Consider the following 16,903-nt stretch of genomic DNA (forward strand, 5'->3'; position numbering starts at 1 on the left):
ATTTTGGGTGATTTTAATGCAATTCGTACCTTTGTCCACTCATCAAAAAAAAGAACGTGGCATTTCCATATCATCAAACCAATCTTCCGGTAAAAGATATTATACCTGAAGTTCATCAAGTTTTAGAAAATCAAAATACGCTTATTTTAAAAGCACCTCCGGGCGCAGGTAAAAGTACTTTATTGCCCCTTGCTTTATTGGGACAAAAGTGGCTCGGAGATCAGAAAATCTTAATGCTTGAACCAAGACGTTTAGCAGCAAAATCAATTGCTGAAAGAATGTCTGACATGTTGGGTGAAAAAGTTGGAAATACGGTTGGCTATAGAGTCCGATTCGATACTAAAATATCTGATAAGACAAAGATAGAAGTGGTTACTGAGGGTATTCTGACTAGAATGATTCATCATGACAACACTTTAGAAGATGTTGGAATCATTATTTTTGATGAATTCCATGAACGCAGTATTCATGCTGATGTAGCCATGGCGCTTTCTAGAGAAATACAGAAGGTGATTAGAGAAGATCTAAGGATTTTGGTCATGTCAGCCACAATGGATATGCCACAATTGTCACTAATGCTCGATCAGGCTCCGATAATAGAAAGTAAAGGAAAAATGTATCCTGTAGACATTAACTATGTTGGTGATATTGATCGTTATCTCATCCCTGAACTTACTGCAAAAACGGTTATTGATGCAGCAAAAAAACATGATGGAGATATTCTTTGTTTTTTACCTGGCCAAGGCGAAATCAGAAAATGTGAGGAGATCTTAAGGGGTGCACTTCGTGAGTTTTCTATTCACCCGCTTTATGGTCAATTACCATTTCATGTTCAGCAAAAGGCAATTTTTCCACATCCTCAAGGGAAAAGAAAAGTAGTTTTGGCTACTAACATTGCAGAAACCAGTTTAACCATCGAAGGAGTGAAAATTGTAGTCGATTCTGGCTTTACAAGAACTCAAGTTTTTGATGCCAACTCAGGGCTTTCAAAATTAACTACTGAACAAATTTCTGAAGATGCCGCAGATCAAAGAAGTGGTCGTGCTGGACGTCTTTCAGAGGGTGTTTGTTATCGACTTTGGAGCTTATCTACTCATCAAAAGTTAGATAAAGAACGTACTCCTGAAATAGAAAAAGCTGATTTAACATCACTGGCCTTAGATATGGCGGAATGGGGCATTACTTCACCTACTTCATTAGAATGGGTTACTCCTCCTCCAAACGGTCATTTTCTACAAGCCATGGACACCTTGGAACAATTAGAGGCTTTTGAAGATGGACTATTAACCGATCATGGTAAGGAGATACACAAATTACCTTGTCACCCAAGGATTGCGCATATGTTATTGTATGCTGAAGAGGAAGATCTTCTTGCTTTAGCTTGTGATTTAGCAGCTATTTTAGAAGAAAGAGATCCTCTTCCTAATAACTCTGGAATTGACATTAATTTGAGAATAGAAGCCTTAAGACGATTTAGAACTGATAGCGGAAAGAACAAACGCTTTAGGAATATAGAAAAAGTAGCCAATCAATACCGCAGGCTATTTGATATTGATGCTGACAACTCAGGTGTGGATGATTTTGAAACAGGTGTTTTATTGGCTCATGCCTACCCAGAAAGAATTGCTTGTTCTAAACCTGGAAATAATGCACAATTCCAACTTGCGAATGGTAAAATTGCCATGGCGGGTCATAAAGACGATTTAGCCTACGAGCAATGGTTGGCAGTGGCACATATTGACGCCCGTGAGGGTATGGGAAAAATCTTTATGGCATCTCCTTTAGATCCAAAGGATTTAGCCACTATGGTTAAAGAAAAAGAAATGATCGAATGGGATACTGATGATGGAGGACTTATTGCCACAAAAGACTTACGCATTGGTAGCATAGTGCTTAAAAGTACGCCTATCCAATCCATTTCTGAGGAAGCCAAATTAAATGCAATTACTGATGCCATAAAAAAAGAAGGCCGTCAGCTTCTAGATTTCAATGAGGAAGTCACTCAATGGCAAGCCAGGATTGCTAGTTTAAGAAAATGGAATCCTAAAGAGGAGTGGCCCGACTGTTCTACCCCACACCTATTGTTAAACAACAAACAATGGATCACCCCTTACTTAAAAGACGTAAAAAAACCTCAAGATTTAAAGAAATTAAAGCTGATTGATATTCTACATCATAGTTTAGAGTGGGATAAACAAGAAGCATTAAATACACTTGCTCCAATAAAAATAAAAGTCCCAAGTGGTAGTCAGATAAAACTTAAATATTCTGATAATGGAGCACCTCCTATTTTGGCCGTACGCTTACAAGAATGTTTTGGTTTAGCAGAAACACCTTCTGTAAACAACTGTAAACAAAATGTTTTGATGCATTTATTGTCTCCAGGGTTTAAACCGGTACAGATTACATCTGACTTAAAAAGCTTCTGGGACAACACCTATTTTGAGGTAAAAAAGGAACTGAAAAGAAGATATCCTAAGCATGCGTGGCCAGAAAAACCATGGGAAGAAGAAGCCGTAAGAGGAGTTAAAAGAAAATAACACGTAATTAATACACTTTTAACACAATTTACAAAGCATACATTGATAAATAGGGTGAAATTAGTTAGTTTTACATTAAACAAATAACAACTAATTATGGATTCATTTAGAAAATATTTCGTAGGTGCTATTATTGGAGTTTTTCCATTTGTCGCATTATTTTATCACGTTTTTGTAAGTCTTCAAGTGTATAAAATTGAAGGTGCCTTACTAGGATTCATTGCACTTATTACACCTGTTATAAGTGATGCCGTATGGTTAGTGTACAGTATCTTAACACAAGGGGTGCATTTATATCACATCTTAGGTGTTATCGGAGTCTTCTTTGGATATTTATGGTTAAAACATGGTAGGAATAGAAAAATAAATTCAACTTCCTAAGATATTTAAAGGTAATCCATTATGAACTTTTGAAGTTCTTCTTGTTCATAAGGTTTAGGAATGCAGGCATCCATACCTGCTGCTAAATACTTTTCAATTAAATCACCATCAACATTCGCAGTGATAGCAATAATAGGGGTAGATAAATTTAATTTATTTCGAATAATTTTAGTGGCTTCTACCCCATCCATTACGGGCATTTGAATATCCATTAAAATCATATCAAATTCTTTCTTTTTGCACAATTCTGTAGCTATTAATCCATTTTCTGCCTCAGTAATATCCATCTTCCAGTTTTCAAGTATACCTTTCAACAATAAAATATTAAAGGGATTATCTTCTACCATGAGGACTCTCATTCCAGTCCAATCTCCATTTTTGAGCCTAATTTTTCGATCATCATTATTTTGAGAAACAAGATGACTCTTAATTACCTTTTCGAGGTCTTCCAAATCAAATGGTTTAGAAACACAATCGTTCATGCCAGAGGCCTTATACAACTTTTGGTCTTCTATAGAACTATTGGCTGTTAATGCAATAATTGGGAGTGTTTTATGTAATTCTTCCCTTAATATTTTGGTAGCTTCCACCCCATCCATTACGGGCATTTGAATATCCATTAAGATAATATCAAAATCTTGTTCTATAGCCAATTCAATAGCTTCTTCTCCATGTTCAGCAGTAACTATCTCAAGGCCCCAACCTTCCAAGATGTTGACCACTAACATTTTGTTAAACATGTTATCTTCTACAACCAATACTTTTTTCCCTTTCCAGGAATCAGAAGGTCGATGTAATTCTTTGTTTTTCGGTTTTAAGAAAAATACGTCCTTAATTACTTTTTTTAACTGTCCTACTTTAAAAGGTTTAGGAATACATCCATTCATTCCTACCTCTAAGAACTCTTCTTCATAATCAGGCGTTAAATGAGCAGAAAATGCAATGATTGGTACTTTTTTAGAATATTGATCTCTAATAATTTTGGTAGTTTCTACTCCATCCATCTTAGGCATTTGAATATCCATTAAGATTAAATCAAAATTATTATTCTCTTTAATAGAATCTATTGCTTCAAAACCATCATTGGCTGATGTTACATTTAGTCCCCACCTATTTAAAATATTACTTACCAATAGCTGATTATATTCATTATCCTCAACTAATAATACATTTTTTCCTTTCCATAATGTATGATCAACCCCATGTTCATCTTTGATTTCTTTTTGGTTGAATATTTTTGATAATTCTATAAATAAATCTTCTTGCTGGAAAGGTTTGGTTACCGTAGTATCCATTCCTACTTCTTTGTAGTATTCTAAATCCGATTTCATTGCATTGGCTGTTAATGCAATAATTGGTGTACCTATTTGTAATTTATTTCTGATGTATTCAGTTGTTTCAATACCATCCATTTCAGGCATTTGAATATCCATCAAAATCACATCATAGGACTTATCTTTAAGTACTTCAATGGCTAGTTTTCCATTATCTGAAATATCAACATTTAGATTCCATTGTTTCAGAATATTATCAGCTAATAACTGATTGAATTGATTATCTTCCACTAATAAGACATGAAAATCAGACCAATCCACATCATCTTGTGAAAGGGCTAAATCATCCTTATCATTTACAATAGCACATTTCTCGAATGGTATTTCTACTTTAAATGTGGTTCCTACTCCAACTTCACTTTCTAAAGATATTTTACCGCCCATTAGTTCAATCAAACTCTTACTTATGGTAAGACCAAGACCGGTTCCTCCAAATTTTCTGGTTACTGATGCATCTGCTTGTGAAAATCCTTCAAAAATCTTATCGTGTTTTTCTTTTGGAATTCCTTCCCCGGTATCAATTACTTTGAATATGACATTTTGGGTTTCACCCTCAGAATTGATATCATCGTATGAAATATCTAAAGTGACCTCTCCATGATTGGTAAACTTAATGGCATTACTCACCAAATTAGTAAGTACCTGATTTAAACGATATGGATCTCCTATTAATGTAGGATGTAATTTTTCGTCCCAATTGTGGTTTAAAAGTATATTTTTTTCTGTTGCTCTAATCTCCAGTGATTTCACAAATGAATTGATTCTATCCTTTAGATCAAATTCTATATGTTCAATTTCTAATTTTTCTGATTCAATTTTAGAAATGTCTAAAACATCATTTATGACAACCAATAAGTTTTCTGCCGATGTTTTAATGGCATGTATAAATTCGGATTGTTTGGGTAATAATGGGGTTTTAGTAAGTAAATTAGATAAACCGATGATGGCATTCATTGGAGTCCTTAATTCATGTGAGGTATTAGCTATAAATCTTTCTTTAACTCTAGAAGATTCAATTGCTTTTTCTCTTGCTTTCGATAAAGCATCTTCCATTTCTTTTCGAAGAGAGATGTCTACACCAACTGAAGAGTAACCTATAATTTTATCATTTTCGTCTTTAATTGAGATAAAAGTGGAGTACAACCAAATCACTTTACCCGATTTGGAATTTATACTAAACTCATAAATATCTTTGTCCTTTGAATGAAATGCTTGTTCATGAAATTGCTCGGCAATATCATCATGTAAATCTTCTGTGATTAACTCAAAAAATTCCTTTCCAAGTAATTCTTCTTCAGTGTAACCTGTAAGTTCAATAGCAGAGGGGTTTACATAAAGAAGGCATCCTTCTACATCAGTTCTAATTATTACTTCAGAGGCATTTTCAACTAGTCCTCTATATAAAACTTCTTTTTCTTCAACTTTTGTTTTTTGCTTTTTTAATCTATCCGTCAATTCCTTCAATTCTGACAGATTGATTTCATTCATTTTCAATAACTGAACAGCATCGGGTGTAGGGTCATTTAGAGCGAAATCACTTAGTGCTAGTTTATGTTCAACTAACTCATCTGTACTTTTCATCCAAGGAGAACCCAAGAACAATATTTTTTTTTCTGTTTCTAGTAAAATTATTTGTCCCCTAAGAATTAGTTTTCGTTCTGCATTTTGAAAAACGAAGACCTTTGTTAACTGACTTTTTAACTCATCATAGGTAAAATCAACAGTCCAAGGTCTAACTAATTTTAAGTGGTCGTGAAAAGGTTGATCTATGATATTAGGAAAAAGTTTTAAAAAACTTTTTCCTACAGATTCAAATTTAAAATTTTTATCTAAAATAAAATAAAACGGATAAAGCAGATTAAAGTCTACCTCAGTATTTGAAATACTTATTTTCATACTACCACGCTACTGTAAATTCATCATGTCTGAGCCCATCAACTCTACCTGTTAGAAACTCTACTTCTACTTCAGTATCAAATGCTTCTCCAAGACCAAGTAATAACCCATGGACGAAGTCAGTTAGACCTTCTCTAACAGAAAAATATTTTACTTTGAGTTTTTTCTCTTCCAATACTTCTATATCAAACTCAGGTGGTTGAATGTTAGGGTACAATAACATCACCCTACTATGAAAATTTGGTAGATTAACAAAAAAGTCTTTTAGGTTATTTCCTCCGGTATCCATTAAGGAACCATAATGTTTTTTTGCAGTAGTCAGTACCCAATATTTTCCAAAGGCTACTAAGACATCTGATAAAGGTAATTCTAATACCTCTGAAGCCGCGATTGCTAAATCAAATGTGATTTTATCGTCGTATATCTCATTTCCAGCAAATAGTTCGATGTCAACACCACTTTTTTTAAGAATAGCTTCCCACTTTTCTTCTCCAAAATTTTCTGTAACTAGTCCTTGGATAGCCTTATTTACAATTCCGTACATTTTTGAGTAATTAAGTAATTAATATCTATTATAGAAATTACTACTCATAGGTATCAAATCAAATATTGACTTCAAAATTTCAATAATAATCCTAATATCATACAATTAAAGCAATTGATGCTCTTTAATATAGTCAACTAAAATATCAGACATTTCTTTATGCATCTGGATATCGGGGTGAGCATTTGAAGCTAAATAAGGAAAATCCAAGCGATATATACGCTCATCTTTTATTTCAGATACTGCCTGATCTACAATACTTTTATAATTATATTCCTCTTTTACAATATCCATACAACCCAACACACATATTATTGATGCATTAGGATGACTTTTCCTTATGTTCAAAATAAAATTTTGATAAGCTTTAACAACATCCTGATCTGTAACTTGCTGTCTACCAAACCATTTTAATGATTGTTCGAGATCTGGATAGTTTCTTAACCAAGCATCGTTTTGTAATAAGTTAATCACAACCAAATTAGTTTTATCCTTGTTGAAATCCCATTTGGTAGTGGCATCTTTAGGGTTCACTCTATTGTATATCTGAGGCATAATATAATCTCCCCAACTGGCCATCACTCCAATTCCACTTCTTGCGATCACAAATTGTTCCGCAGAAAGTCTTCTCGATGTTAAAGATGAATAAGCATAATAATTATTGGTGTAAAGTGGGTTGTCATTTCCAGTGGTATCTTTATTAGCATAACCCACAGTAATTGAATTTCCATAATAAGTAATCACTTTCTGTTTACGATAACCTTCAAGTAAATCACCATTTAATTCTGCTAGTGTAATTTTGGTAGTTCCCTTAGAAAAATCATTTAATCGGTGTAGTGTTATGGTCGCCTCTTCTACTTTAGAACTTTTCCATACAGTATATGTAGTATCTTTATCAACTATAAACTGATGATCTTCAATGCCATTGACAAGAACTAGATATTCACTTTCTCCTACATCATCTGACATTTGAAGTTTTAGAGACTCCCCTTTTATATTAAAAGTGATGCTTGTTCCTGGCCAATATACTTCTATGGCATCTTCCACATAATTACAACGCCCCTCTATCACTGCTAGATCAATCCAATTCATACTATTTGAGTTACAAGAAAAAAATAAAATGGAAGTAATTTTAATTATCAAAAACATTTCTAAGAATCTCTTCAGCCTGTTCCTTTTGCTCTTCTGAAAAAGAAAATTCTCCTTTAAGTAAATCTTGGTGTATTTTTTTAAGGTCTTCGAAATTAGCATTTGGTATATATTTAGGAATCTTATAAATACGTTGGTCTTTTTTATCGAAAGGACAAGCAACTTTTGATGAAAATAAATAGGGTATCAATATTTTTGAGCAACTAAAGATAATCTTTTCTGGATGATCAGTATTAAAATATTGTTGCAATCTCTCATTAATATGTTCAAAAAAATTGAGGGTATTTGCCAATCTTAACCTCGACCCTGCCTTAGACTTCCCTCTGGTTTTTAAATATTTAATCTGACTTTTGCCTTGCTTTTTTCTTACTGCATACGTTGCAAATGTTTTATGATCAACCAACTGATTATTTTTAACTAGCCCTACTGAAGCATTCTCTGTTTGAATTATACAAAGCACATAACTTACAGTCCTTTCATTCAATTCTTGATTCAAGTTAAAAGGAAGGCGAAAATGAAAAATCGGGGTTTCGGTTTCATCATAAAAGGTAATGCTATGTGAATGTTCATCAAATTGTTTTTGATAATTATCTAACTGATTAAATAATGCTTGAATCTTATTACTAGGTATTATACGATATATCATTTCCTCACTTTCACTTGAAAAATTATGAGCTCAAAAATAAAAAAGATGTAGAGGTTTTAATAAAGAACTTCAAAAAATCAACAATTGATTAGAATTTTAGCTTCAAAAAGCATCAGAATTTTAAATATTATTGTTTTTGTGAAAATAACAGAACATTCAATACATGGAATGTAACCTTTATTTTTGTAATAAATCAATTATAAGAATTGTACTTTAAGAAGATGTTACAAAAAAACATCACGCATTTCGTTGTTTTTAGACCAATTTAAGAAGAATATTACTTTTAAGAATTATAATTATTCCAATAGCGTTATAGAGGTGTATTTAACGAAAAACCTTATCATGAAAAACTTATACTTCCCAGCTATATTAACCCTATTATTCTCATTTGAAGTTTTCGCTTTTGATACTGAATGGTATAATAAATACATCAGTATTATTGATGTTGAATTGGATGATACTCAAACAAAAGACCTCTTAACAGAATGGGTAGGAATCTATGAAGACAACAGTACCATCTACTTATATAATTTATCAACCGAACAATTTTTCTGTTCTTTCGAGAATGGGATTCGATCTGCCACAATTAAAGAAGTGACCAAAACATCTGGTATTGTAAATGTTCGACTAGTTGTGAATGATAACGCTTTAATTTATGTCACTTTTAATAGGGCAAATGGAAAGGTAATTACTTGTAAAGCAGAACATATATAAAAAATTGATATGGGGAGAAACTAAATAGATAGCTTCAAAATTAGGTATTGGTACATATTCTTTACAGATATAATTCTGTAAAAGAATATGTACTAATTTTTTTTAGAAAGTATACCCTACCCCAAATTTCAAGTTCCTTCCCATATTAGGAATGTTATTCCAAGCAAAAGGATCGATATAATAGGCATCAAAAATATTTTCAGCTTTTGCTGATAAATTCAATGTTCCTTTTCTTAGAGAAATACCATAATCCAAACTCAGATCAAAAAGGTGATAAGCAGATGTTTTCTGTTCACCCAATACATCTGCTGGAGTACTCATTCCATCACAATAGGTATAGTTTAACCCTACTTGTAATTTTTTGATATTTATAGCAACTCTTTGATCTACCATTAACGGACTCATATATGGAGTTGGTGTATGCAAGGCATCAATAAAGCCATTGTCCATTCTAAAATTGATTTGATAATACAACCAATTACTGATTTCCTTACCCATCAACATACTCAAATGAGAGGTATTCGCTTTTCCAACATTTTCATATTTTTTCACCCCCAATGCTCCTGGCGTACTTGCGTTTAAATCTTCCTGAATAACACCTACTATGTAGTCATCCAAAAATACTTTACGTGCATTAAATGCGAATTTCCAACCGTTCTTTTCATAACCAATGTTGAAATTAAACTCAAAGGCTTTTTCAGTTTCAATATCTGGATTACCTACATAATCAAATCGATCTCTAGCATTAAATAAGTAATACCCATACATCTCGGATGCTGTAGGTGCTCTATGTGTAAATGCTATTCCGAAATTTGATGACCATGCATCGTTTAACTGATAAAGGAAAGATGAAGAAAAATTACCTGTAATGTGGTGCTTTCCATCTTCTATATAAGTATTAAGCGTTTCAAATTGCTTGCGAGCGAAATCATTAGTGAGCTCCGTATAATTGTATTCTGCTCGTAGGTTATTCGTCCAGGTTAAACGAGGATCTAATTCCCATTCATCTAACAAGAATAATGATGCATTATTCCTTTGAATATCTCCCCAAGTCATTAAATACATATCGGGACCACCAATAGGTGAATACATTCGCATATCTGCAAAAAGGTGGTTAGAAAAACCTTCCACACGGATTTCTTGATGATGCAATTCTGTATTTCTATCGGCTTGAAACCATGCTCCAAAAGTGGTACTTCTACCCGGCATATCCATGTGCATCGCCACATTTTCACGCTTGGTATCATCCATAATATGCTCGACAGAATTGACATACACTTTAGCTTGTAAAAGCTCAAAAGTTCTATCACTTACATGGTTTTTATAGCCGATGTTTCCCATATAGGCTGTAGCAGAACTCACGTCCATTGGAAGAGCAGGATAACCGATATCTCTTCCTTCATCAAACATAAAAAGCCCTTTAAATTCATGTTGATGATTGGGCTTGAATACAGTCGTTAGGGTATGATTTTGTTTCTGAAATTGAGTATACGGAACTTCTTGACCATGTCCATCTCTATAAATACCATGCTTTCTTAAAGCACCAGAATATCTGAAACCAAACTTTTCTGAAGATTGCTCTACAAACAAGTTACCGTCATAACCGTTCGTGTTGCTACTGTAGAAACTTTGTATACCAGCATGAGTTCCTTGATTTAATTCTGGGTATTTCATCTCAGCTTGTAAAGTACCTCCAAGAGATGTACCAAAACGTTGAGCATCTCCAGCCTTCGCAACTCTAAAAGTCGATAAATTGATGGGTTCCAAATAAGATGTTGCAGGATCCATTTTATCTGTACATGCATAAAAAACACGCATACCATCTACAGACACGGTAATCTGACCATCAGAAAAGCCATCGATAATGGGTTCCCAAGCAAAACCACCTCTTTTGACTACATTCAAATCGGTTTGCTGATTCATTAACTGATCTATCGTTAACTGATAATCGTTATTGGTGATGGTATCGGATTGTATCAAAACCTCACCTAGATAAACCGTTTTTAATGAATCTTTATCCTGAGAAAAAGTAGAAATGGCACTACTCAAAATAAGTAGTACCATAATAATGAATACGTTTTGCATTAGAATTCTAAATAGAATGATAATCCGTCCTCCTCAATAAGCTGTTGTTCTCCGTCTTTTACATTTAACTGTAATTGCCAATCTCCTACCATAGAGAAGTTGACTAATCCTGTATAAACGCCATCGGCTGTTTCCATTGGATGCTCATTATTTGAAGAACCATGACTCATTGATGGCATCCATGGAGTTACTTCAAATGTTAGATCATTGTAAGCTGTATAAGTTTCAAACATATGCTCATTTGATAATCTACCATGACTCATCATTGCTGGTGTTCTTCTGAAGGCAAGAATTTCATAATCGTTATTTCCCACGCTAGGATCACCTGATAAGAAGTTGTAACCTAAGACTAAACGGTCATCTGAACCTGGAATTGGCACCATAATCACTGTCTTGTAATTTGCTGCTGGCAATAAGAATTCAATGGCATTTACTTCAATCGGCATCATCCACATCCCTTCCATAGTATCATTCACATAATAAGATACATGAAGTGTCCATGTTCCCATTTCGGATGTTGGCATAACGAAAAGTATTTGTCCTTCTCCCGTGGTTTCATTAGACATTCCAACATCAAATCCTCTAAGTGGTGTAGAGTGTTGGTGTGCAGGTTCTCCGTTCATCATCATCTGCATCACAGGTATTATTTTCCATTCTCCACCTTCTGGCAATTCACCTTGAGTGATATCAAATTTTACATTATTTACTCCTTCATAAAGCATTTCTTTTGATGATTTCAAGGTCAATTCGATCCCCTCATCATTAGAAGAAGAAGCAATAATATTTAAGTCATCTCCAGGAATAATTTCTGTTGAATCATCATTGTTGCATGAAAAGAAAGCTACTGATAAAAGAAAAGTATATACGAAAATTAATGATTTTTTCATTTTAAAAAGTTTGTTGTGAGATGATACTATACTATTTGTAAGTGGTCCGTTTGACGTTGCGGTGCAACGTCCGTACATACAACACACTTCCTACAAATAATATAGAGTCTACCTCTAGTGTAGGTTTAAATGTGTATCAAACAGTCTATCTAATTGATTTAAATAGAGTGATACATCAAAAAATAAGTTGGATTGTTGATTTTTATCTATTGAATAGATGTTGTCTAAATATCACATTTTCAATATAAAACCGAATAATAAGACATCACAAAAAGGCATTACTTTAAAGTATGCTATTTGATATTCAACAGTAAATCAATTTAGAAATGAATCTAAGCGATGGGAGGTTTTAGTAATCGGTCAACCACATCTTTTGAGGTTAACTGTGGGGTGCTCTTACGCACTTTTTCTTTGACAAGCAGAGGTTTCTCTGGCGAAAAATCGGGAACTAAACACTCTTTTTCGGCCATCGATAATACTACTTCCTTAGTAGTAACTGTATTGGCTTCCTCTTGCTTTTGCGCTTCTTTTTTCATCTCTTTGTTGATGAAGCACTGTCCATGACAAGACATTTTAGGTTTGTCTTTATTGATACAAAAAACCTTCTCGATAAAATCTCTTTGGATCTCCAAGTCGATCTTAAGTAAAGACAAAGAAAATGCATTGAACAGAATAACTCCTGCACAGACAAGATGAAAAAGTTGATGTAGCTTAGCTGTCTTCAATACATTAAAGTGTTTAAAATTCGTTGCAAACTTACTACTCTAATTATTGAAAACAAATGTTTATTCAGTGTTATTTCTTAATGAAGAAATTTTTTAATCTTTCAGTTAGCATTTGTCTAAATACAGGTATTTGCTTTCTATCGGCACCAAAACTACTGTAAAATTGAGCTAAGCCAGGTATATCTCCGCCTTCAAAATCAAAAATTAAATCTCTCTCTGAATACTCTTTAATTAGTTGATCAATCAAGTAAGCTTGGGCGTTAACAGATTTTGCCTTTTCAGATGATGCGGCAAAATAGTATATCAATCGATTTCCTTGTTGAATCATTAATACTGCGGAAATCACTTTGGCGTTTATTTCAGTAGCATACACTTGAGCAATATTTCTAGACTTTAATGCCTTATAAATCTTTCTCAAAAGGTCATATTGATGTTCTTCGATTTGATTGATTTTGTGAGCTACATTCTCTTTAAATAATTGGATGAGGTCTTCTATATTTCCCTCTTGAGTAAAATTTAAATCTTCAGATTTTTTCAATTTACGCTTTAGATTCTTATTGTATTGGGCACTTATTTCCTCATAAGACTTATTTAAAGAGAGATGATAAGTGGCCTCATATTTAATTCTTCTATGGACAGTTTTAGTATTATCCACATTAAATTTATAAGAAGAAATAAACTGAAACTCTTTAAACGACTTGAATAATTTGAATTGAATTTGTTTATGATCAGGATGATAAATAATCCCTAGTTCATTGACAAAGGGATTATTTATTATCTTCATTATCCCCCATTTTATTTGATATTGGTATGGGAGCACACCAATCATTTGATCTTTATCATAAACTATAAAAGCACCCCAATTTTCATCAAATAATTCTAGAAACCACGATTGCATGTAGAGCAATCCTTTTCCATATCGGTTAATAAAATTATCCCATTTGGGAAAATCAATTTCTTGACTTGAGAGGCGTTTTATGATCATCAAAGAAAGGCTTACTTAATAAAATCTATAGTGAATGGATATTCATATACTTCACCTTCTCTTGATTTAACAGCACCAATAATAGCACAAACCACTGATAAAATCCCGACGGCAATTACAAAAGGTATACCTATTAGGACAATAGACAAAAGACCAAAAATAATGTAGTACAAATAAGAACTAATTATCCAATTGACAATATGTTTTCCTTGTACATCAATTTTTTCACTTTGATCTTTATTTAAAGCCCACATGATAATAGGTAAAGCAATACCTGCTACAGGTACTACATAACTTGCGAACTGAGCAATGTGCATTAAAGCACAAAATTGGTTTTCTTCCATCCCCCAAGGTCTTACCTCAGCTTGATGAAAATTTTCGTTGTGAATGTCCATATAATTTTATGTCAACATGATTAATAGATTAGTCGTAATCAAAAGTACGGAATTTTACAGAAATATTAAATCATGTACTTTCTCTCTCGATCAATTTAATTGGTAGAATCTTCTGAATTGACATTGGTATAAATACCTTCCCATCATCTTTCGCTTTCTTCATGGCATCCATACGATCCTTTAATAAGTTCGCCGCCCAATAACCCATATCTTTCGCCGGTTGAGAGATAGTGGTTAAACTTGGGTAAAACAACTCTCCCATTGCATCACCAGAAATACCCATTACTGCTACCTCTTTTGGAATCTTAATATCACGTTTATGCAATAGACGCATGAGTTTAAATGCAATTGGATCGTTGAAAGCCAAAATAGCATCTGGTTTATCTTTTAAAACCATCAGTTTATCCAAAGCGGTACCGACACTTCTTCTTAGGTCAGTTGCAGGCACAATCAAATCTGCCGATGTTGAACGGCCATTTCTCTCCATTGCCCGAATGTATCCTTCCTGCCTTTGCTGGGAAATAAACATGTCAACAGGACCTGTTATAAATGCTATTCTTTTATATCCTTTATTAATAAGATGTGTTGTTGCTTGATATCCTGCATCGAAGTCATCAATAATTACTCTTGGAATAGGTAAAATTGAATCTGGAAGGTAACGGTCAAATATCACTACGGGAATTTCTTGTTCCATTGCCCTTTTTAAATGATCATCATTTTTGGTATTCATCGATAATGATATCATAATACCATCCACCTGTCTATCCATTAATAGATCAATACACTCACTCTCGTTGGTCACGTTCTCATCTGAGTGTAGAATAATCAAATCGTAACCTAAAGGTTTTAAGAATTCTTCGATGCCTATAATAACATTACCGAAAAAGGGAACCGTGATTTCTGGTATGATTACGCCAATTAAAAAGGACTTTTTACTCGCTAACCCTGCCGCAAGCACACTTTTCTTATAACCGATTTTCTCGGCAAGCTCTAGCACCTTGCGTTTGGTCACGGGATTAATATCATCTGCATTTCTTAGTGCCCTTGAGACAGTTGACACCGAAATATCTAATCTTCTTGCTATATCCTTAATGGTAGGCTTCCTATTTTTCATATCACAAATAGACGAAAAAATAACGAAAATAACAACCGAGAATTTACCGGTAACGTTTCCGGTAACGTTATTTTAAAAATATCGGAAGTGTATATTTGCCATTTAAAAATTTTTCGCTGATGTTTGAATCATCGAAATGAAACGAAAATAAAAATTTAATTTTTTAGATATGCAAACAACAGCAATCGTAGCTAAGTTCGAAGAACTATTTAAAAACGAACCACTAATTTCAAGAGCTCCAGGTCGTGTAAACATTATCGGTGAGCATACAGACTACAACGATGGTTTTGTATTACCAGCATCAGTAGATAAAGAAATGGTATTTGCTATCGCTTTAAACGGTACAGATACAGTAAATGCTTTTGCATTAGACTTAAACGAGCAAGATTCATTCAAATTAGACTCGATTGTACCCACTGAAGGTTGGATTAACTATATCAAAGGTGTTGTTGCAGAAACAGCTAAAAAAGGTTTAGAACCACAAGGTTTTGATGTTGTATTTGCAGGCGATGTGCCTCTAGGAGCAGGTATGTCATCTTCAGCTGCATTAGAATGTGGTTTGGCTACTGGTCTTAATAAACTATTTAATGGCGATCTATCTAAATTAGATATCGTTTTAGCTTCTCAAATGTCTGAGCATAACTATGCAGGTGTGAAATGTGGTATCATGGATCAGTTTGCTTCTACTTATGGTCAAACAAACAAAGTAATCAAGTTAGACTGTCGTACTAAAGAGTATGAGTACCATACTTTAGACATCACAGGTCATAAACTTGTATTATGTAATACAAATGTAACTCACTCTTTAGCTTCATCAGAGTACAATACTCGTAGAGAGCAATGTGAAGCAGGTGTTGAGGTAATCAAAAAGAAATATCCAGAAATCATCAACCTTCGTGATGTAACGGTTGAAATGATGAAGGAATTCGAAGGCGAAATGGATCAAGTAATCTACAACAGATGTTCTTATGTTGTTGAAGAAAACGACCGTTTAGAAAAAGCTTGTGAATTTATGGACAAAGGTGATTTGGTGAACTTAGGTAAAATGATCTATGGTTCTCACGAAGGCCTTTCTAAGAAATATGAAGTGTCATGTCCTGAGTTAGACTTCTTAGTTGAGCAAACTCTTGATGATGACAGTGTGTTAGGTGCGCGTATGATGGGCGGTGGCTTCGGTGGCTGTACTATCAACTTGGTAAAAGAAGATGCAGTAGATGCATTCATCGACCGTATGACTAAAGCCTACAAAGATGGCATGGGTAAAGACATGTTGGCTTATGTAGTTGTTATCGGGCCAGGTGCTAGAACTGAGGAAGCTGTAGAGGCTTAATCATTCTATATGATGATGTTTCAAGCATGATCAATTAATAAGGACTGTTTAAACAACATTTTTACCGTGGCGAAAGCCAAACTTTTTCAACTTAAATGTTTAAACAGCGACTTAAACTAAATTTACAAACTGATTGGGGAGATCAGTATCTCCCCAATCAACTACTACAAAGACTTTA

At 33.8% G+C, this 16,903-nt stretch carries 14 protein-coding genes; 4 read left to right on the plus strand and 10 right to left on the minus strand.

Annotated elements, in window-relative coordinates:
* The first annotated feature begins 56 nt into the window (after positions 1–56).
* The gene (hrpB, locus tag KMW28_RS27440; protein ID WP_169665526.1) at positions 57–2,540 is read left to right on the plus strand and encodes an ATP-dependent helicase HrpB; all 2,484 of its coding nucleotides are present in this window, start codon (positions 57–59) and stop codon (positions 2,538–2,540) included.
* A 96-nt stretch (positions 2,541–2,636) separates the two neighbouring features.
* Positions 2,637–2,921 carry a hypothetical protein gene (locus tag KMW28_RS27445; RefSeq protein WP_169665527.1) on the plus strand — a complete coding sequence of 95 codons (285 nt, stop codon included), beginning with the start codon at positions 2,637–2,639 and terminating at the stop codon, positions 2,919–2,921.
* A gap of 5 nt (positions 2,922–2,926) precedes the next feature.
* Here KMW28_RS27445 and KMW28_RS27450 read toward each other — a convergent pair whose 3' ends face one another.
* The 4 genes from KMW28_RS27450 to KMW28_RS27465 all read right to left on the minus strand — a co-directional run bounded on the left by KMW28_RS27450 (position 2,927) and on the right by KMW28_RS27465 (position 8,490).
* The gene (locus KMW28_RS27450) at positions 2,927–6,151 is read right to left on the minus strand and encodes a response regulator (protein ID WP_169665528.1); all 3,225 of its coding nucleotides are present in this window, start codon (positions 6,149–6,151) and stop codon (positions 2,927–2,929) included.
* A 1-nt stretch (position 6,152) separates the two neighbouring features.
* Positions 6,153–6,695 carry a heme NO-binding domain-containing protein gene (locus KMW28_RS27455; protein WP_066215452.1) on the minus strand — a complete coding sequence of 181 codons (543 nt, stop codon included), beginning with the start codon at positions 6,693–6,695 and terminating at the stop codon, positions 6,153–6,155.
* Positions 6,696–6,800: 105 nt separating this feature from the next.
* Complete coding sequence (locus tag KMW28_RS27460) at positions 6,801–7,787, minus strand: SGNH/GDSL hydrolase family protein (protein ID WP_169665529.1); 987 nt, start codon at positions 7,785–7,787, stop codon at positions 6,801–6,803.
* A gap of 40 nt (positions 7,788–7,827) precedes the next feature.
* Entirely contained in the window at positions 7,828–8,490 is a 663-nt protein-coding gene (locus KMW28_RS27465; RefSeq protein ID WP_169665530.1) for a hypothetical protein, read from the minus strand.
* Between the two features lie 342 nt (positions 8,491–8,832).
* Between KMW28_RS27465 and KMW28_RS27470 the strand changes: the two genes are divergently transcribed.
* Positions 8,833–9,204, plus strand: a complete 372-nt coding sequence (locus tag KMW28_RS27470) for a hypothetical protein (protein ID WP_169665531.1) — start codon at positions 8,833–8,835, stop codon at positions 9,202–9,204.
* A gap of 102 nt (positions 9,205–9,306) precedes the next feature.
* Here KMW28_RS27470 and KMW28_RS27475 read toward each other — a convergent pair whose 3' ends face one another.
* The 6 genes from KMW28_RS27475 to KMW28_RS27500 form a co-directional block, all read right to left on the minus strand.
* Positions 9,307–11,289: a TonB-dependent receptor plug domain-containing protein gene (locus tag KMW28_RS27475; RefSeq protein ID WP_215585926.1), complete on the minus strand. Its 1,983-nt coding sequence runs from the start codon at positions 11,287–11,289 to the stop codon at positions 9,307–9,309.
* Positions 11,289–12,176, minus strand: coding sequence for a FixH family protein (locus tag KMW28_RS27480; protein WP_169665533.1), 888 nt, complete (start codon positions 12,174–12,176; stop codon positions 11,289–11,291). Before KMW28_RS27480 ends, KMW28_RS27475 begins: the two co-directional genes overlap by 1 nt.
* Positions 12,177–12,508: 332 nt before the next feature.
* On the minus strand, positions 12,509–12,901 hold the full coding sequence (locus KMW28_RS27485) for a hypothetical protein (RefSeq protein WP_169665535.1): 393 nt from the start codon (positions 12,899–12,901) through the stop codon (positions 12,509–12,511).
* 70 nt (positions 12,902–12,971) lie between these two features.
* The gene (locus KMW28_RS27490) at positions 12,972–13,886 is read right to left on the minus strand and encodes a GNAT family N-acetyltransferase (protein ID WP_169665536.1); all 915 of its coding nucleotides are present in this window, start codon (positions 13,884–13,886) and stop codon (positions 12,972–12,974) included.
* 11 nt (positions 13,887–13,897) lie between these two features.
* The gene (locus KMW28_RS27495) at positions 13,898–14,281 is read right to left on the minus strand and encodes a DUF4870 domain-containing protein (protein WP_066215472.1); all 384 of its coding nucleotides are present in this window, start codon (positions 14,279–14,281) and stop codon (positions 13,898–13,900) included.
* A gap of 70 nt (positions 14,282–14,351) precedes the next feature.
* Complete coding sequence (locus tag KMW28_RS27500) at positions 14,352–15,395, minus strand: LacI family DNA-binding transcriptional regulator (protein WP_066215474.1); 1,044 nt, start codon at positions 15,393–15,395, stop codon at positions 14,352–14,354.
* Positions 15,396–15,564: 169 nt separating this feature from the next.
* On the opposite strand from KMW28_RS27500, the gene galK reads away from it, so the two are divergent.
* Positions 15,565–16,725 carry a galactokinase gene (galK, locus tag KMW28_RS27505; RefSeq protein ID WP_169665538.1) on the plus strand — a complete coding sequence of 387 codons (1,161 nt, stop codon included), beginning with the start codon at positions 15,565–15,567 and terminating at the stop codon, positions 16,723–16,725.
* Positions 16,726–16,903: the final 178 nt, after the last annotated feature.

Origin of the sequence: Flammeovirga yaeyamensis, from assembly GCF_018736045.1 — a bacterium.
In the GTDB taxonomy this organism is placed as follows: domain Bacteria; phylum Bacteroidota; class Bacteroidia; order Cytophagales; family Flammeovirgaceae; genus Flammeovirga; species Flammeovirga yaeyamensis.